Raw genomic sequence first — 17681 nt, forward strand, 5'->3', positions numbered from 1 at the left:
GACTAGCTTTGTGGTCGCCGCTTCTGCTCCGTGAACCCTGACAGCACCACCGTCGCCGCCATGAAGATCACGGAGGCGCCGAACACCCAGTGCGGCGCGCTCTGGTCCATGATCCAGCCGAACAGCAGCGGGCTGACGATGCCGCCGAGATTGAATCCGGTGGAGACGATGCCGAAGGCACGCCCCGCAGCGCCGGGAGCAGCCGCGTTGCGCACCAGCATGTCGCGCGAGGGTGCGATCACGCCGCTGAGGAAGCCTGCGGCCGTCATCGCCGCGGTGAGAGCCCAGCCCGGCAGTGTGGCGAGTGCGATCAGCAGCACGATCGCCGCATTCGCGGCAAAGCAGGCCGCGGCGACCTGGCCGTGGCGCTCGGTTCGGTCGGCGAGCAAGCCGCCTGCGAGCACGCCGATGGCGCTGGCGCCAAGGAATGCCGTCAGCGCGATGTTGGCGGCGGAGTAGGAGGCGCCGTAGCCGCTCATCAGCGCCACCACGCCGAAATTGTTGATGCCGGCAACCGAGAGGCTCAGCAGCATGAACAGCGCGGTCAGCGTGATCAGCGCCGGCGTGATGACGGCCTGTTTTGGCGCGTTCGCGCTGCCGGGTTTTGTCTTGTGCGCGCCGGCGTCGGGAATGTTCATGGTGATCAGCAGCAGCGCCACCGCGACACCGATCGCGCCGGAGGCGATCAGCGCTCCAGTGCCACCGGACAACGTGACGAGCGCAGCGACGATGGCAGGAGCGACGGCGCCGCCGAGAAAGCCGGCAAAAGTGTGGATCGAGAAGGCGCGGCCCATCCGCGCCTCGTCCATGTGCGCGGCCAGGATCGCGTAATCGGCGGGATGGTAGACGCTGTTGGCGAGGCCCAGCAGCACGGCGCACGCGATTAGCGAGGCGTAGCTGAGGTGCAAGCCGAGCAGGATCAGCGCGAAGCCGCCGAGCGCGAGCCCGGCCAGCAGAATTCGTCGCGCGCCAAAATGGTCGACGAGATAGCCGGTCGGCGCCTGCGTCAATCCCGACACCACCGCAAACACGGTGAGTGCGAAGCCGAGCTCGATATAACCCACGCCGAGCTGGCTCTTGAGGAACGGGAACAGCATCGGAAGCACGAGCAGATGGAAATGGCTGACCCAATGCGCGATCGAGATCCCCGTCAGCGTGCGCAGCGCGCTGTCCGCCTTGCCTTGCTGCGGTGCGGCGAGAACGTCGACCATTGCAGTTCCGTCTTGCGTCCCAAAGGAGGCGCAAACTATCGGGCAGAGCGGTTATTTGTCCATGAACGCGGGCGCATGGCAGGTAGCGCGGGCGGCGGCATGAGGTTGCCTCCACTTCGCCGGAACGACTTTGGAGGATGTTGCGCCAGCGTGCGCTCAACCCGCGAGCACCGTCCTCACAACGGCTCGTCGTCCGGCCCGTAGCGGTCGCGCTTCGGGGTGGCGATGTCGCCGTCTTCGTAATCGTCATGGTCGATCTCGCGCGGAGGCTTGGGCTTTTTCGCCTTGTCTTGCGCTTGCTTATCGTCCGCGATCTTGTTGTCCGCGATCTTGGGCGGCTCGCTCGGCTTGCCGATCTTGGCCATGGCGGCTCCCGGATGGTGATGCTGCATCCGTCCTAGCCCGACATATGGGAACTTCCTGATCTATCTCAAGCACGGCACTCGGCCGTTCAGTGCACCACCGGCCCGCCTGCCTTCTTCCAGGCATCCAGACCGCCGGCGATGTGCGCGCTGTTGGAGAGGCCCGCCTCCTTGGCGGCGGCCACCGCCATCGCCGAGCGTTCGCCGAAGGCGCAGAAGAACACGACGCGGCGGCCGGTAGCGGCTGCGACCTCCCGCAGCATGCCGCCGGGCTTCAGGCTCTCCTCCACAGATTGATAGGGCGTGTGCAGCGCGCCTTCGAGCATGCCGTGCTTCATCCGCTCGTTGCTCTCGCGCAGATCGACCAGCAGGATGTCGGGCCGGCCGAGGATGCGGATCGCCTCGGCGGCGCTGAGCGCGCGGCCCTCTTTCTCGAGCTCCTCCTGATGCAGGCCGACATGCATGTTGGCAGGGACCGCCACATCCATCATCTTCGGATTGGGCAGCTTCAGATTGGCCATCAGCTCGATATATTCGTCGACCGAGCGGACCTGGAGCCGCGGATTGTAGCGCTTCTCCTCGCCGATGGTGGAGACGGTATCGCCCTTGTAGTCATGCGCCGGAAACACCATCGTCTCGTCCGGCAGCTTGAGCAGGCGGTTGAAAATCGAATCGTATTGCGCGCGCGATGAGCCGTTCTGGAAATCGGTGCGGCCGGTGCCGCGGATCAGAAGCGTATCGCCGGTGAAGACACGGTCGCCCATCAGATACGAATAGGAATCGTCGGTGTGGCCCGGCGTGTACATCACGTCGAGCGACAGGCCCTCGATCGTCACTTTGTCGCCGTCGGCGACCCGCATCGCCACCACGTCGGCCTTGGTCTGATCGCCCATCACAGTCATGCAATGGGTGCGGTCGCGCAACTCGCCGAGACCGGTGACGTGATCGGCATGCAGATGGGTGTCGATCGCCTTGACCAGCTTGAGGTCGAGCTCGCGCAGCAATTGGCAGTAGCGGTCGACCTTCTCCAACACGGGATCGAGGATCAGCGCCTCGCCGCCTGGGCGGCTCGCAAGCAGATAGCTGTAGGTGCCCGAAACACTGTCGAAGAGCTGGCGGAAGATCATGGCGGGACCTGACGTGTGGTGATTTCTAGGATTCTACTACGGGACGGGCCCCAGAGAGAAGCAAATCACTGTGTAGAGAATGAATTTTAGAAGATCTTTATTGCGCGGGTGGCCGTCCCCACCCACCCCTGTCATCGCCCGCGCAGGCGGGCGATCCAGTATTCCAGAGGCGCTGAACGGGATGAGGGGGCCGCCTTCGCGGGGAATGACACCGATTGTGTTGCGCGGACGTGCGACAAGCTCGGACAGCTCCTACGGCCGCACCACCGTGTAGCCGTTCTCCGCCAGGAACAGGATCTGCCCGACGCCCACCTGCACCGGCGTCGCCGCGGGAATGAACTCCGGCCGCTTGCCCGTCTCGCGCTCGATCGTGTCCACCGTATTGAGGCAGATGTCGAAGCGCACGCCCTGTGCGATCAGGCTCTCGACCTGCTTGCGACGCTCGCTGCCGGACAGCAGCAGATCGATACCGGGACCGAACGCCACCACTTCGACCGCGATCTTGTCAGGGTCGTAAGCCTTCAGCAGGTTGTTGGTGACGCTGAGCACCAGTGCCTGTTTCTTCGCATCGCCGTCGGAGAGCTGAAGCACGACCTTGTGCTCGGCGAACGGCTTGTCCTGCAGCGGCACCTGCTGCGCCAAAGCCGGCGGGATCGCTGCCCAGACGAGCAATGCCAGCAGCATCGCGGATGAGATTTGCGACCGCATCATCCTTGTCCTGCAATGCCTGGATTGCCCTCGACCCCTTTCAGCGTGACGCCGGAGCCGAGCCGCTCCTGAAACATCCGGCCCGAGCGCAGATATTTGCCAACGACGTCCCACACCGGCGCGCCTTGCTGGCGGTTGACCGAGGCCCAGCCTGCGACCTTGTAGCGGTGGCTGGCGCCGAGCGCCTTGCCGCCGTTGAGCTTCAGCTCGGAGATGCGGCCGCCGATCGCAGCCTCCGGCGTGCAGGTGTAGCTGAACCCGCCGGCGCGCACCATGTCGCCACCCTGCTGGTAATAGGGATCTGCGTTGAAGAGGTTGTCGCAGATGTCCTCCAGCACGTCCTTGATCTGTGCGCCGGTCATCTCCTGCACATAGGTCTCGGGATAGGTGATCGCGGTTTCCGCGAGCAGATCCTCCATGGTCAGCGCCTGGCCCGACAGCGCCGTGACGCCCCAGCGGAAGCCCGGCGACAGCGCGATCTCGGCATCGAGCTCGCTGCGCAGCGCCGTGCAGATCAACTCGTCGACGGGACCGGAAAAATTGCCCCGGCGGTAGAGCAGGCGATCGGGCGTTGTGATCTTCTCCGACCAGTCGCTCACATGCGGCGCGCGCAGCCGGCCGATCAGCTCGGCCATCCCCGGATCCGGCTTCAGCAGCTCGGAAAAAACCGGCAGCAGATGATAACGAATGTCGCTGACCTTGCCCTTGCCGATTGCGAGATCGAGCACGGCCAGGAATTTTCCGTTGGAGCCGGCATTGGTGACGAGCGTGGTTCCTCCAGCGTTCTTCACGGCAATCGGCTGCGGCACGGCGTCGTGGGTATGGCCGCCGAGGATGACGTCGATGCCGGTGACGCGGCTCGCGAGCTTGAGATCGACGTCCATACCGTTGTGCGACAGCAGGATGACGGCATCGACCTTCTCGGTGGCGCGCAGAGCATCGACATGCTTCTGCAACTCCTCTTCGCGGATGCCAAAGGTCCAGTCCGGCGTGAACCGCTTGGGATGCGCGATCGGCACGTAAGGGAACGCCTGGCCCACAATTGCGACACGATGGCCGCCGAGCTCCTTGATGACAGACGGTTTGAACACGCGCCCGCTGGCCTTGTCGAAGGCGGGGGCGTCGTTGAAGGCGGCCTCTTCGGTCAGGAAGACGTTCTGTGCCAGAAACTCGCCCTTGAAGCGCTCGAGATTGTCGCGCAGCACCTGCTCGCCATAGGTGAATTCCCAATGTCCGGTCATCGCCTCGATGTCGAGCAGATTCGCGACCTCGACCATGTCGCGGCCCTGCATGACGTTGGCAAGCCCGGTGCCCTGCCAGAGGTCGCCGCCATCGACGAGCAGCGAATGTTTTGCGCCGACGTCGCCGCGCAAGCGGTCGATCAGCGTCTTCAGATGGGCAAAGCCGCCGAGCTTGCCGAAGCGGCCCGCAGATTTCTCGAATTCGAAGCAGGTGAAGGCATAGGCATCCGCGCTGTCGGACCGGATGCCGAACCGCTCCAGGAAGGCGCGGCCAACCAGGTGCGGCGGTCGTCCCGCCATCTCGCCGATGCCGATATTGATGCTGGGCTCGCGGAAATAGACCGGATTGAGCTGCGCATGCGTGTCGGTGATGTGCAGGATGCGCGCATTGCCGAAACGCTCGATGTCATAGATGCTCGCGGTGTCGGCACCGCGCGCGAGCCGCGGCAGTCCGAGCGATGCGGCGGCTAGGCCCGCGCTCTTCAGGAAATCGCGGCGGCGGATGCCCATCTTAACTTCTCCGCGCCCTCAACGCTGTCGACTGTTCTACAAGCATATCCGGATCCGAAGGGCCGCGTCAGCGCAAGGTTTGGTGCGGCTTTCCGACAAGATCATGCTCAAAGAATGATCTGGAGCACGATGTTCTCGCGCGCCAAGCCCAGTCTAGCGGATTTCCATCGCCTTCCAGGCCTCTTTTTCGGAATTAGCCTGGAAGATCGACGCCTTCGCCAGCGCCTCGGCCTCTTTCGCTGCGGCAAATGCGCGGTCGAAATCGCCGCCATCGGCCGCCTTCTTCGCCGCCGTCAGCGTCGAGACGGTCGTGGTCCATTGGTGACGCAGGCTGGCCGCCTCCTTGGCTGCGGCTTCGGCGGCGGCATAGGCCGCCTTGTAGTCCGCTTCCGTTGCCGCGCGCGCCGACGGTAGCGCGATGGTCAACGCAACCAATGTGGCCAGGAGACATGCCCGCTTCATGGCCGCGCTCCCGGTCCCGAGATCGGCAGGCCGTTGGCGACGTAGGAGAGGAAATATTCGACGTCGCGATATTCGTCCGATTGCGGCTCCAGCGGAACCGCGCGGGTCTGGCTGTTGCAGGTGACGAAGCGGCGGCTGGTCGTGCCCATGCCGCTCCATTCGGAGCGGTAGATCGGCATCGCATTCAAAATGCCGAGCGCCGGCGCCAGAGTCTCGGCGCGGATGCGCTCGCCCGGGCTCTGCACGTGGCAGCTCGCGCAGGAGAAGTTCATCTGGCCGCGGCGGGTGTAGAAATACCGCTTCCCGTTCTCGAACGCTTCGAGCGCACGGGGATCATCGGGAATCTTGATGTCCATCGGCTTGCCGCGCGAGGTGTAGGCCATGTAGGCGGTGAGCGAGGCCATCTCGTCTTTGACGTAGGAATAGGGCGCCTCGCCATTGGCCTCGCGGCAGCGGTTCAGCGCGAGCTCCAGCGTGATGACCTTGCCTTCCTTGGTGTCGAAGTAAGGATAGTTCTGGCGGATGCCGATGCCGCCGTTCGGGAAGCAGTCGGCGTAAGTCTTGCCGTTCTTGAACGGGGTCGCAAACATTTCCTTGCCGGCGTCGAGCGCGAACTCGTAAGGCGGGAATTCTTCCTTCTCCTGCCACTGCCGCTTCATGTCCTCGTTCATGGAATAAGGACCGTTGACGAAATCCTCGCGCTTCACGTTCGGAAATTTCTGGAAGAAGAAATTCTGGAACGCCTTCGCATCAGCAACGGGATCGACCTTGTCGGCCGCGACGACGCGCGGCGAGGTGAGGGCGCACGCAACGAGTGCGGCGCCTACCGAGCCAAGCAGGAGGGAGAAGCGGGTCTTCATCACGCGATCTTCGCGGTGGTCGTATCCGACGCACCCTTGTTGTCGGTCCAGGAGATCTTGAGCTCGTCGCCCTTCTTGGCGCCCTTGAAGCTGAATTTGACGTAGGGGTCCTTGGAGACCGCCGTGCCCCAATTGGCGACAAAGACGTCCTTGCCGTTACATTCGAACTTCAGCTCCTGGATGAAGTGGGCCGGGATCAGCTCGCCCTTGGAATCCTTGACCAGGCCGGTGTCCATGGGGTGCTGAATCAGCGTCTGCACCTCGGTGATGTCGCCATTGGATGTTGCGCGCACGCGAATGCTTGATGCCATCGGACCGATCCTCCTAGCCGCCGCAGCCGCCGACGGTGACCTTCACTTCCTTGGTCGCGCTGTAGAGCTTGCCGTCAGCCTCGACGATGGCGACCAATTTGGTGGTCTTGGCCATCTTCAGCCGGTTGGCAACGCCCGGAATCGTGCCGTCGGCGATCCTGTAGGACGCGGCGAGAGCGTACGGGTTCTCCGCCACGAAGAACGAGATCGAGGTCACCTTGTCGAGCGTCGTCGTCACTGAGACCGGCACCACGCCGCCATTCTCGGCGATCTCCGGCGCGTCCAGCTTGACCTTGTCGGAGGGCTCGGCGGTCCTGCCATAGAGCGCCTTGATCGCGTCGGCCTCGCTCTTCTGCTTGAAGGCCTCTTCCGGATATTTATCGTTCGCCGCGGCGCTCGCTGGGCGGGCCGCGAACGGCAGGTTGCCGAGCCCGATCAGCGCGACCGAGGCAGCGCCCAGAAGGATCAGGCGCCGCGTCGGATGAGGGCCTGTGGTCGTGGTCATCGGAGGTCTCCTGGCCTACCGGCCGTTTACAGCGTTTGCAGGAAGTCAACGATCGCGTTGATCTCCTGTTCGGTCAAAATCCGGTTCCGGCCGAACGGCGGCATCATGGTCTGCGGATTGCGTTTGGTCTCGTCGAAGATGATCGCGGCCAGCTCGTTGCGGTCAGGGTATCTGGCCTTGATGTCCTTCAGTTCCGGCCCAATCGTCCCCGGCAGGTCGCCCCCCTGGATAACGTGGCAGGTCAGGCAATTGCCCTTGCTGCGGTCGAAGGCGAGCTTCCGGCCCTCGTTTGCCGCGGATTGGGCCTGCGCCGGGCTGGCGAGGCCGGCAGCGACGGCCAGCAGGAGGAACAGGACAGGCGTCCGGGACAAAGCAGGCAAGGCGTCATTCCGAGGCGTTATGGCGATGGTCGCGATCGCTGAAATAAAGGCGTTCCAGAGCATAAAGGACATCGCCTGACAATCGAGACTATGCACGGAGCAAAATGGAGTTAATATCTTCCGCATTGCAATTAAAGACATTATTGGTTCGGCCGATCTGGCCAACAATAAGGACAATGGGCGCGGGCCGGCTGTTTCGAGGGCGTTTTCGCGCCCATCCTGTTTTCATCGCGTTCTCGTGTTTTCAAGGGGACCTCACTTGGCTGAATATGTCGTCGAATTTGGCGGGGATGGCGGACGGGTCGCGCCCGATGGGCGGCTCGATGCGCCGGCCTTCCATCGCAACCACGAGCCGATCTGGGCGGCGCTGGAAAAGCATCTCGCCGGCACAACCGGTGACGTGGTCGAGCTCGGCAGCGGAACCGGGCAGCACGTGGTCCATTTCGCCCGTCATACGCCCGGCCTGATCTGGTGGCCGAGCGACCTCAACCAGCGCCATCTCAAGAGCATCGAGGCCTGGCGCGTTCATTCAGGCCTGCAAAACGTCCGCCCGCCCTTACGGATCGATCTCACCGACCCCGACTGGTGTCCGGAGATGAAAAGCGGGCAGGGGCCGACCAACCTTGCCGCATTGTTCTGCGCCAATGTCATTCACATCGCGCCATGGAGCGTGGCCGAAGGCCTGTTCGCCGGCGCCGGGCGCTATTTGCGCGCCGACGGCAAGCTGTTCCTCTACGGCCCGTTCAAGCGCGGCGGCAAGCACACCGCGCTCAGCAACGCCGTCTTCGACACGTCCTTGCGCGAGGGCAATCCCGAATGGGGCGTGCGCGACATCGGCGATGTCGAGGCGCTGGCGCAGGGCGTTCGCCTCCGGCTGATCGATACGATCGAAATGCCAGCGAACAATCTCACGCTGGTGTTTTCGCGGGACTGAGCGCGAGGCCGTCAGGCCTCGCCGTCCCGCCACCCGATCTTCTCCTTCAAGAACCGATAGCCCAGCACCTCGAAGCCGGCGCGCTCCTTGTTGTCCTTGCCGTAGCCGTGGCCGCCGGCTGCCGGTTCGTAGAACCAGGCCTCGTAGCCCATCGCCTGGAGCTTGGCAGCCATCTTGCGCGCGTGGCCGGGATGCACCCGGTCGTCGCGCCGTGTGGTGGCGATCAGGATCGGCGGATAGGGCTGAGCGGCCTTGACGTTGTGATAGGCCGAGTAGGTCTTCAGCCAGTCCCATTCCTCCGGCTTGTCCGGGTCGCCATATTCCGCGATCCAGCTCGCGCCCGCAAGCAGCTTGGTGTAGCGGCGCATGTCGATCAGGGGGATGGTGCAGAACAGCGCGCCGAAGCGCTCAGGGTATCGCACCAGCATGTTGGTGATGAGGATGCCGCCGTTCGATCCACCCTGTGCGGCGATGCGCTTTGACGTCGTCACGCCGCGGCGGACGAGATCGGCGGCGACGGCCGCGAAATCGTCATGCGACAGCCTCTTGCCGGCGAGCCGCCCGGCATCGTGCCAGCGCGTGCCGAACTCGCCGCCGCCGCGCAAATTCGCCTGCACAATCGTGCCGCCGCGCTCCAGCCACAGCTTGCCGAGCGCGGCATTGTAATACGGCTTCACCGAATGGGCGAAGCCGCCATAGGCGCTCATATAGACCGGTGCATCGCCGGTCTCGCCGGCAGGGCCGGTCTGGACATAGGGAATTCGCTCGCCGTCGATCGAAATGGCCTCGTGCTGCGTCACCACGAGACCATCGGCGGTGAACGTTTTCGGCGCCTGCTTGAGCACGGTCGGGCTGGCGACGCCGCGTTCGATCAACAGCAGCGACGGCGGCGTGAGTGGATCCTGCACATTGGCGAGCAGATCGCCGTTGCTTTCGGACGGATGGCGATCGAGCGGCCAGATGTCGACGACGCCGATCTGCGGCAGACCGCCAAGCATCTCGCGGCTCCAGCCCGCAGCGGATGGCGTGCAGATCTCGAAGCACGGGCGCAGCTCGTCGAGAATCGACAGCATGAGCTTGCCCGCGGCCCAGAACAGACCTTGCAACGCGCGCCGCGGCGCTGGCTCGAACAGCACCGAGAAATTGCGGCTACCGGCGAGGAACGCCGACAGCGACATGCCGAGCACCGTGTCAGCGGTATAGGTTCGGCCTTCGATGGACCAGTCCTTGCGCAGCTTGATCGCGAACCAGTCGCCATGCGCCTGCAACCAGATGCCGGTCGGCAGGTCGAACTTCGTCATCGCGCCGGCCGCATCGCGCAGCCAGATGGCGTGATTGAAGAAGTCGATCTGGTCGACGATCCAGGCGCGCGGCGCCGCGCCGGTGTCGTCGGCCATGCCGTAGATCACCATGTGATCGGCGGTGGTCTCGATAATGATCTCTGCCTGATCGACAGGCTGGCTGCGCCGCCACAGCCGAACGGTGCGCGCATATCCCGAGCTCGTGGCCATGCCCTCGCCATGCGCGCTCGACAGCAGCAGTGTGTCGGCATCGAGCCAATCCACGCCGCCCTTCGCTTCCGGCAGCGTGAACCCGCCGGCCACGAAGCTCTTGGTGTCGAGGTCGAACTCCCGCAACGTGACGGCATCGCTGCCGCCACGCGACAGGCTCAGAATCGCCCGCGAGCTTCCGGGCATCGTGGCGATCTGGCTCAGCAGCCAGTCCTCGCCTTCGCTTGCGGCGAGCTGGTCGATGTCGAGCATGGTCTCCCACGCTGGGTTGGCTTTGCGAAACTCCGCCAGCGTCGTCCGCCGCCACAGGCCCCGCGGATTGGTGGCGTCTTTCCAGAGATTGTGCAGATCGCTGCCGCGCCGGCTGACATAGGGAGTGTTGTCGGGCCGGTCGTAGATCGCGGCGAGCGTGTCGCGGTCGCGCACGAATGCTGGGCCACCGAACGCGGCGAGCGTCAGTTGATTCTGCCGTTCGACGAAATCGAGTGCCTGCTTGCCTTCGATCTCTTCCAGCCAGAGCCACGGATCATCGTCGGGAGCGCTGAGCGTAGGCCTGTCGTCGACGGTCATGAGCGAAACTCCAGGAAGATCGCGGCGAATAGGATTCAATCGAGCGCAAGGCGTCAAGGGCGCCGCTCGCTATCATCCGTCCGATTGCGCCAGAGGCATGGCCCGCGCCCGTTTGCGCCGGTTGCCCGCCCTCTCGCGCCCCTCCATAGTGCCGGGATCAATGAGAGCTTCTTGAGCGCCCTTGGGGCGGAAATGCCGATGTTAGACGTGATCTCTACCGCCGAAATCGCCGACGACGCGCGCGTGCGTGCCAATGTGGTGCGCCTTGCCGCCGCGCAGGCGCTGACCGGCGCCAACTCGGCGGTGATCTTCGCCACCGGCTCGATCGTCGGCGCGACGCTCGCGCCGGACATGTCGCTCGCGACCGTGCCGCTGTCGATGTACGTGCTGGGGCTCGCCGCCGGCACCTTGCCGACCGGCGCGATCTCGCGCCGCTTCGGCCGCCGCGCCGCCTTCGTCATCGGCACCGGCCTCGGCACGCTCACTGGCCTCACCGGCTCGTTTGCGATCCTGCACGCCTCCTTCGCGCTGTTCTGCGTCGCGACTTTCCTCGGCGGCCTCTACGGCGCGGTCGCGCAATCCTACCGCTTCGCCGCCGCCGATGGCGCCAGCGCGGCCTATCGTCCCAAGGCGGTGTCCTGGGTGATGGCGGGCGGCGTCTTCGCCGGCGTGCTCGGTCCGCAGCTCGTGCAATGGACCATGGACCTCTGGCCGCCTTACCTGTTCGCCTTCAGCTTCCTGGTGCAGGCGGCGGTGGCGCTGGCCGCGATGGGCATCCTCGCCGGCGTCGACATGCCAAGGCCCGCGCCGGCCGATCTGCATGGCGGCCGGCCGCTCCTCAGCATCGTGGTCCAGCCGCGCTTCATCGCGGCCGCTTTGTGCGGCGTCATCTCCTATCCCATGATGAACCTGGTGATGACCTCGGCGCCGCTCGCCATGAAGATGTGCGGCCTCAGCGTTTCCGATTCCAATTTCGGCATTCAATGGCACATCGTCGCCATGTACGGGCCAAGCTTCTTCACGGGTGCGCTGATCGCGCGCTTCGGTGCCCCGAAGATCGTTGCGGCCGGCCTGCTGCTGGAGGCCGGCTCCGCCGGCATCGGCCTTTCCGGAATCAGCGCAATGCATTTCTGGGCGACGCTGATCGTGCTCGGGGTCGGCTGGAATTTCTCCTTCATCGGCGCCTCCGCGCTGGTGCTGGAGACGCACCGTCCGCAGGAGCGCAACAAAGTGCAGGCCTTCAACGATTTCCTGGTGTTCGGCATGATGGCGATCGGCTCGTTCTCCTCCGGCCAGCTGCTTGCCAATTACGGCTGGTCCGCGGTGAACATGGTGGTGTTCCCGCCGGTGGTTCTGGGTCTCGCCGTGCTCTCCCTGGTATCCTGGGCCCGCCGCCGCAAGGCGCGGCTGGACGCTGCGATGGGCGAGCTCCCGGATGCGATTTGACGCATGATCCGGAACCTGCGCAGCGGCTTTCCGGACCATGGTCAATAGGTTGGCAGGAGGCTGTCAGCAGCGTTGATGCTTCGATCGCGGTCGAAGTGATTTTCGGAGCTGGTGTCGTTACATGATGCTCGTCATGAAGAGACGGGCGTGAAGCAAGGCGCTCGCGGGGGAAACAAAGGAGAAGCGCAAATGCTCGACAATCCCCGGCCCGCTGCTCCAATCAACGAATCCTCTCTCCGCTACGAAGGCTGGCGCATCGTCGCGGTCTGTTTCCTGCTCGCGACCTTCGGCTGGGGGCTCGGCTTCTACGGCCAGAGCGTCTATGTCGCCGAGCTCCAGCGCGCGCATGGCTGGTCGGCGTCGCTGATCTCGTCGGGCACGACCTTCTTCTATCTGTTCGGTGCGCTGCTGGTCGTCTTCGTTGGCGAGGCCATCCAAAAGCATGGCGCGCGCCTCTGCCTGATCGCCGGCACGCTGGCGATGGCGGCGGCGGCAGTGGCGATCGGCGCGGTGCGCGAGCCCTGGCAGCTCTATCTCGCCAACGCCGTGCTCGCCTTCGGCTGGGCCGGAACCAGTCTCGCCATGATCACCAACACGATCAGCCTGTGGTTCGACCACAAGCGCGGTATGGCGATCAGTCTCGCGCTGAACGGCGCCAGTTTCGGCGGCATCGTCGGCGTGCCGCTACTGGTGGCGCTGATCGGTCATGTCGGCTTTGCCAGCGCGATGTACGCCGCGGCCGGCGCCATGCTGGTGCTGCTCCTGCCGGTGATCCTCATTCTCGTCGGCCGGCCGCCCGATCACGGCTGGCATGCGACTGCGAAGCCGAAGCCGCAATCGTCGGCGCAGATCCGCGCGCAGGCCTTGCGTGACGTCGGCTTCCTCACCGTGACGATTGCGTTTGCATTGGTGCTGTTCGCCCAGGTCGGCTTCATCGTGCATCTGATCTCGTTCCTCGATCCCGTGATCGGCCGCGAGCGCGCCGCCGTCGCGGTCGCGGTGCTGACGGCGATGGCGGTGATCGGCCGTGTGCTGTTCTCTCTGGTGATCGACCGCCTCGACCAGCGACCGGCATCGGCGCTCTCGTTCCTGAGCCAGGCGGCGGCGCTCCTCGTCATCATCAATTTTCACAATGATTACGTGCTGATCGCGGCCTGCGCGGTGTTCGGCTTCTCGGTCGGCAACCTCATCACGCTGCCGTCGCTGATCGTGCAGCAGGAGTTCGAGTCCGCCTCGTTCGGCGTGCTGATCAGCCTCAACACTGCGATCAACCAGGTCACCTACGCGTTCGGCCCCGGCGTCGTCGGCTTCCTCCGCGATCTCTCCGGCGGCTACTCGCTGCCGTTCTATCTCTGCATCGCGCTGGAAGTGATCGCCGCCGCGCTGATCATGGTGCGCGGAAGGCGCGCGAACAAGTCATAGAGACGCGACGGCGTTTCCAAAAAATTCCGTCATTGCGAGGAGCACTTGCGACGAAGCAATCCAGACTGTTTCCGCAGAGACAGCCTGGATTGCTTCGCGGAGCCTGTCATCGGGCCGCGCTGCGCGCGGACCCGTAGGCTCGCAATGACGAGGGGAGAGCGGAGCTCACGCCTCCCGCTGCTGCAACAGCGCTTCCACATCCAACCGCTTCGTAAACATCGCCAGCTTCCCATCGGGCCCGAACGGCCATCGCTCCCTCGGCTTGTCCCAATAGAGCTCGACGCCATTCTGGTCGGGGTCGCGCAAGTAAAGCGCTTCGCTGACGCCATGGTCGCTGGCGCCATCGAGCGCAATGCTCGCCGACAGCACCCGGTGCAGCGCGTCCGCCAGCGCCGGCCGCGTCGGATAGAGAATCGCGGTGTGATAGAGCCCGGTCGTGCCTGGCGGCGGCGGCGAGCCACCCTTGCTTTCCCAGGTATTGAGGCCGATGTGATGATGATAGCCGCCGGCCGAAATGAAGGCCGCGCCGGAGCCCATCCGCTGCATCAGCTCGAAGCCGAGCACGCCGCAATAGAAGCCGAGCGCACGATCGAGATCAGCGACCTTGAGATGGACGTGGCCGATCCTGGTGCCGGCGGCGATGGCTGGGCTTTGCGACATGCTGGTGCTCCGTTCACACTATGCACATAAGGCCTGCCTTGGGATCGCGCTACGGGCCGATCCCGAAACCCATTGTTTCCAAACGGGAAGCCAATCGGGGATGAAATTGATGGTGTCGGTATCAGCCCCAGGCGGAGGTGACCTCTCCCCGCTGGGGAGAGGTGAACAAAGTCCGGCGATCGTGCCCAAGGTCACTCGCTCTAGCTCAGCTCCGACACTTCGCCCTCGGGCAACCCGAATTCGAACGTGTTCAGCGTCATCGACACCATGGTGTAATAGCCGCACAGCCCGATCACCTCGACGACGCCGCGTTCACTGAGCAGTTTGACCGCCTCATCGTAGAGACCCTTCTCGACGCCATGCCCTTCGTGCAGCGACTTCGCGACGTCGTAGATCATCTTTCCCTGGGGATCGTCGAACTCAGGCGTGCGGCGGTCGCGGATCGCCTCGATGATTTTTGGATCCATGCCGCCGGCAAGCGCGAGGCGCTTATGCGCATACCATTCGTAATGCGCAGTCCAGTGCCGTGCCGTCACCAGGATCGCGATCTCCGAAAGCCTTGCCGGAAATATGGTGTCGAAGCGGAGCACCTCGCCAAGCCGCGTGGCGTGCCGCGCCATCTCGGGGCTGCTCAGCCAGGCCATCATCGGCGCCGGCGGCTTGCCGCGCTTGCCGGCAATGGATTCGTCATAGGTCTGGCGCTGGCTTTCGTTCATTTCGCCAGGCGAAAGAAGTTTCAGGCGCATCCTCGTTTCCTCTTTGTTTTCAAGCCGACATGCCCCGGATTATAGCCGAAGGCAGCGCGGCGCGCGCGGCACGGAAGTGGTTGAATTCCACGGTGCGATGGCCCAGAGTCGCGTCCAACAAGTCGATTTTGATTGATGGAAACGACCAATGGCTGAATCTAGGACCAGCGACACTGAGAGCGCCGATCTCGAACAATTCCGCAACAAGACGCGCGCCTGGCTTGAAGCCAATTGCCCGCCGGAGATGCGCAAGCCGGCGACGTCGGATGCCGACGTGTTCTGGGGCGGGCGCAACGCAAAATTCTCGTCCGAGCCGCAGCGCGTCTGGTTCGAGCGCATGCGCGACAAGGGCTGGACAGTGCCGGACTGGCCGAAGGAGTATGGCGGCGGCGGCTTGAGTGCTGCCGAACACAAGGTGCTGCGCGCCGAAATGGCAAAAATGGGCGCGCGCCCGCCGCTGTCGAGCTTCGGCATCTGGATGCTCGGGCCGGCACTGCTGAAATACGGCAACGACGCCCAGAAGAAGGAGCATCTGCCGAAGATCGCCGCGGGCGAGATCCGCTGGTGCCAGGGTTACTCCGAGCCGAACGCCGGCTCCGATCTCGCCTCGCTCCAGACCCGCGCCGAGAGCGACGGCGACGACTTCATCATCAACGGTCAGAAGATCTGGACGTCCTACGCCAACTACGCCGACTGGATCTTCTGCTTGGTCCGCACCGATCCGACCGCGAAGAAGCACGACGGCATCAGCTTCATCCTGTTCGACATGACCTCGAAGGGTGTCTCCACAAAGCCGATCCTCCTGATCTCCGGCTATTCGCCGTTCTGCGAGACCTTCTTTGACAACGTCCGCGTGCCGAAGTCGCACGTGGTCGGCCAGATCAACCGCGGCTGGGATGTCGCAAAGTATCTGCTCCAGCACGAGCGCGCGATGATCTCGGGCATGGGCGAGCGCGGCGTCGGCCGTCCACTCGGCCAGATCGCGGCTGACACCGTCGGCACCGATGCGCTGGGGCGGCTCGATGATGCCATGCTGCGTGGCCAGATCGCGCGCTTCGACGTCGACGAAGCCGCGCTTGCCGCCTGTGCCGAGCGCGCGGTCGATCTCGCCAAGGCGGGCCAAGCGCATCCGGCGTTCTCGTCCGCGATGAAATATTACGGCACCGAGCTCAACAAGCGGCGCTACGAGATCCTGATGTCGGCCGGCGGCGTCGATGCGCTGGAATGGGAGAGCGAACGCTCGAAGCAGGGCGCCCGCCCGCGCGCCTGGCTGCGCACCAAGGCCAACTCGATCGAGGGCGGCACGTCCGAGGTCATGCTCGGCATCGTCGCCAAGCGCATCCTGGATCTGCCGGGGGCGTAACGTCCCGTCGTTCCGGGGCGGTCCGCAGGACCGAACCCGGAACCTCCAGATTCCGGGTTCGATGCTGCGCATCGCCCCGGAATGACAGCAACAATTCATTCCGCGCGATACTAGAGACTTAGACACATGGCCCTCGTCCTCACCGAAGAACAATCGATGCTCCGCGACTCCGCGCGCGGGCTGATCAGCGACAAGGCACCGGTGTCGCACCTGCGCCATTTGCGCGACAGCAAGGATCCCACCGGCTTCTCCAAGGAGCTTTGGCATTCCTTCGCCGAGATGGGGTTTGCCGGCCTGCTGGTCCCCGAAGAGTTCGGCGGCTCTGGCCTCGGCTATGTCGAGGCCGGTGTCGTCATGGAGGAGATCGGCCGCACCTTGATGCCTTCCCCCTTCCTCGCCACCGGCGTGGTCGCGGCCTCGGCCCTCAATCGCGGCGGCAATGCCGCGCAGAAATCGGAATATTTGCCGAAAATCGCGAGCGGCTCTCTGCTTGCGGCGCTCGCCATCGACGAAGGCGCAAAGCATCGTCCGCTCCAGACCAGCCTCCGGGCCGTGCGCGCCGGTAACGGCTTCAAGCTCTCCGGCGCCAAGGCACTGGTCGTCGACGGGCACGTCGCCGACCTCCTCATCGTCGCCGCGCGCACCGCGGGTGCTGCCGGCGAGCGTGAAGGCCTGACGCTATTCCTGGTCGACTCCAAGGCGAAAGGGATCGCGGTCGAACGCACCGTCATGGTCGATGCGCACAATGCGGCGCGGGTCGAATTCGCCAATGTCGAGGTCAATGCCGACAGCGTGCTCGGCGAGGTCGATCAGGCCGCCGGCCTGCTCGACAGCGTGCTCGATATCGGCCGGGGCGCCGTCGCCTCCGAAATGGTGGGATTGAGCGAAGAGGTGTTCAATCGCACCGTCGAGTACCTGAAGAGCCGCAAGCAATTCGGCAAGCTGATCGGCGAATTCCAGGCGCTCCAGCACCGCGCCGCCGAACTCTACATCGACATCGAGATCACCCGCGCCGCCGTCATGAAGGCGCTTCAGGCGCTGGATGCCGATGTCGCCAAAGCAGCCTCAGCCGTGGCGGTCGCCAAGGCCCGCGCCGGCACCACCTCGACGCGCGCGGTGCACGAAGGCGTGCAGATGCACGGCGGCATGGGCATGACCGACCAGTTCGACATCGGCTTCTTCATGAAGCGCGCACGGGTCTGCGAGGAACTGTTCGGCGACGCCAATTACCACACTGAGCAACTGGCACGGGCGCGGGGATATTAGGCGCACCGTCACGTCACCCTCGGTGTCATCGCCCGCGAAGGCGGGCGATCCAGTACGCCGCGGTTTTCCGGATACGATTGACATCT

At 64.5% G+C, this 17681-nt stretch carries 18 protein-coding genes; 5 read left to right on the top strand and 13 right to left on the bottom strand.

What is annotated here, in order from left to right; translation table 11 throughout:
* Positions 1 to 2: 2 nt before the first annotated feature.
* The 10 genes from IVA91_RS10555 to soxX form a co-directional block, all read right to left on the bottom strand.
* A complete protein-coding gene (locus IVA91_RS10555) occupies positions 3 to 1211 on the bottom strand; it encodes an MFS transporter (protein ID WP_247281913.1) in 1209 nt (402 codons plus the stop codon).
* A 176-nt stretch (positions 1212 to 1387) separates the two neighbouring features.
* A complete protein-coding gene (locus tag IVA91_RS10560; RefSeq protein WP_247281912.1) occupies positions 1388 to 1576 on the bottom strand; it encodes a hypothetical protein in 189 nt (62 codons plus the stop codon).
* Positions 1577 to 1662: 86 nt separating this feature from the next.
* Positions 1663 to 2700: an MBL fold metallo-hydrolase gene (locus IVA91_RS10565; RefSeq protein ID WP_247281911.1), complete on the bottom strand. Its 1038-nt coding sequence runs from the start codon at positions 2698 to 2700 to the stop codon at positions 1663 to 1665.
* A gap of 252 nt (positions 2701 to 2952) precedes the next feature.
* The gene (locus IVA91_RS10570) at positions 2953 to 3411 is read right to left on the bottom strand and encodes a hypothetical protein (protein WP_247281910.1); all 459 of its coding nucleotides are present in this window, start codon (positions 3409 to 3411) and stop codon (positions 2953 to 2955) included.
* Positions 3408 to 5159, bottom strand: a complete 1752-nt coding sequence (gene soxB / locus IVA91_RS10575) for a thiosulfohydrolase SoxB (protein WP_247281909.1) — start codon at positions 5157 to 5159, stop codon at positions 3408 to 3410. The genes IVA91_RS10570 and soxB overlap by 4 nt, the downstream gene beginning before the upstream one ends.
* A 153-nt stretch (positions 5160 to 5312) precedes the next feature.
* The gene (locus tag IVA91_RS10580) at positions 5313 to 5621 is read right to left on the bottom strand and encodes a hypothetical protein (RefSeq protein WP_247281908.1); all 309 of its coding nucleotides are present in this window, start codon (positions 5619 to 5621) and stop codon (positions 5313 to 5315) included.
* The gene (gene soxA, locus IVA91_RS10585; protein ID WP_247282052.1) at positions 5618 to 6481 is read right to left on the bottom strand and encodes a sulfur oxidation c-type cytochrome SoxA; all 864 of its coding nucleotides are present in this window, start codon (positions 6479 to 6481) and stop codon (positions 5618 to 5620) included. Before soxA ends, IVA91_RS10580 begins: the two co-directional genes overlap by 4 nt.
* Positions 6481 to 6792, bottom strand: coding sequence for a thiosulfate oxidation carrier complex protein SoxZ (gene soxZ, locus IVA91_RS10590; RefSeq protein WP_247281907.1), 312 nt, complete (start codon positions 6790 to 6792; stop codon positions 6481 to 6483). The genes soxA and soxZ overlap by 1 nt, the downstream gene beginning before the upstream one ends.
* Before the next feature lie 13 nt (positions 6793 to 6805).
* The gene (gene soxY, locus IVA91_RS10595) at positions 6806 to 7297 is read right to left on the bottom strand and encodes a thiosulfate oxidation carrier protein SoxY (RefSeq protein ID WP_247281906.1); all 492 of its coding nucleotides are present in this window, start codon (positions 7295 to 7297) and stop codon (positions 6806 to 6808) included.
* Positions 7298 to 7323: 26 nt separating this feature from the next.
* Positions 7324 to 7677, bottom strand: coding sequence for a sulfur oxidation c-type cytochrome SoxX (gene soxX, locus IVA91_RS10600; RefSeq protein WP_247282051.1), 354 nt, complete (start codon positions 7675 to 7677; stop codon positions 7324 to 7326).
* Positions 7678 to 7936: 259 nt separating this feature from the next.
* On the opposite strand from soxX, the gene IVA91_RS10605 reads away from it, so the two are divergent.
* Positions 7937 to 8611, top strand: a complete 675-nt coding sequence (locus IVA91_RS10605) for a DUF938 domain-containing protein (protein WP_247281905.1) — start codon at positions 7937 to 7939, stop codon at positions 8609 to 8611.
* An 11-nt stretch (positions 8612 to 8622) separates the two neighbouring features.
* Here the strand turns inward: IVA91_RS10605 and IVA91_RS10610 are convergent, their stop codons facing one another.
* Positions 8623 to 10692, bottom strand: coding sequence for a prolyl oligopeptidase family serine peptidase (locus IVA91_RS10610; RefSeq protein WP_247458716.1), 2070 nt, complete (start codon positions 10690 to 10692; stop codon positions 8623 to 8625).
* Between the two features lie 198 nt (positions 10693 to 10890).
* On the opposite strand from IVA91_RS10610, the gene IVA91_RS10615 reads away from it, so the two are divergent.
* Positions 10891 to 12138, top strand: a complete 1248-nt coding sequence (locus tag IVA91_RS10615; protein WP_247281903.1) for an MFS transporter — start codon at positions 10891 to 10893, stop codon at positions 12136 to 12138.
* Positions 12139 to 12327: 189 nt separating this feature from the next.
* Positions 12328 to 13560 (top strand): MFS transporter, encoded by a 1233-nt coding sequence (locus IVA91_RS10620; protein WP_247281902.1) that lies wholly within the window; start codon positions 12328 to 12330, stop codon positions 13558 to 13560.
* A gap of 165 nt (positions 13561 to 13725) precedes the next feature.
* Here the strand turns inward: IVA91_RS10620 and IVA91_RS10625 are convergent, their stop codons facing one another.
* Positions 13726 to 14220, bottom strand: coding sequence for a VOC family protein (locus IVA91_RS10625; RefSeq protein WP_247281901.1), 495 nt, complete (start codon positions 14218 to 14220; stop codon positions 13726 to 13728).
* Between the two features lie 200 nt (positions 14221 to 14420).
* Positions 14421 to 14966: a carboxymuconolactone decarboxylase family protein gene (locus IVA91_RS10630; RefSeq protein ID WP_247281900.1), complete on the bottom strand. Its 546-nt coding sequence runs from the start codon at positions 14964 to 14966 to the stop codon at positions 14421 to 14423.
* Between the two features lie 148 nt (positions 14967 to 15114).
* On the opposite strand from IVA91_RS10630, the gene IVA91_RS10635 reads away from it, so the two are divergent.
* On the top strand, positions 15115 to 16329 hold the full coding sequence (locus tag IVA91_RS10635) for an acyl-CoA dehydrogenase family protein (RefSeq protein ID WP_247281899.1): 1215 nt from the start codon (positions 15115 to 15117) through the stop codon (positions 16327 to 16329).
* Between the two features lie 126 nt (positions 16330 to 16455).
* Positions 16456 to 17595, top strand: a complete 1140-nt coding sequence (locus IVA91_RS10640; protein WP_247281898.1) for an acyl-CoA dehydrogenase family protein — start codon at positions 16456 to 16458, stop codon at positions 17593 to 17595.
* Positions 17596 to 17681: the final 86 nt, after the last annotated feature.

It is taken from the genome of Bradyrhizobium sp. 153, from assembly GCF_023073835.1.
GTDB lineage: Bacteria > Pseudomonadota > Alphaproteobacteria > Rhizobiales > Xanthobacteraceae > Bradyrhizobium.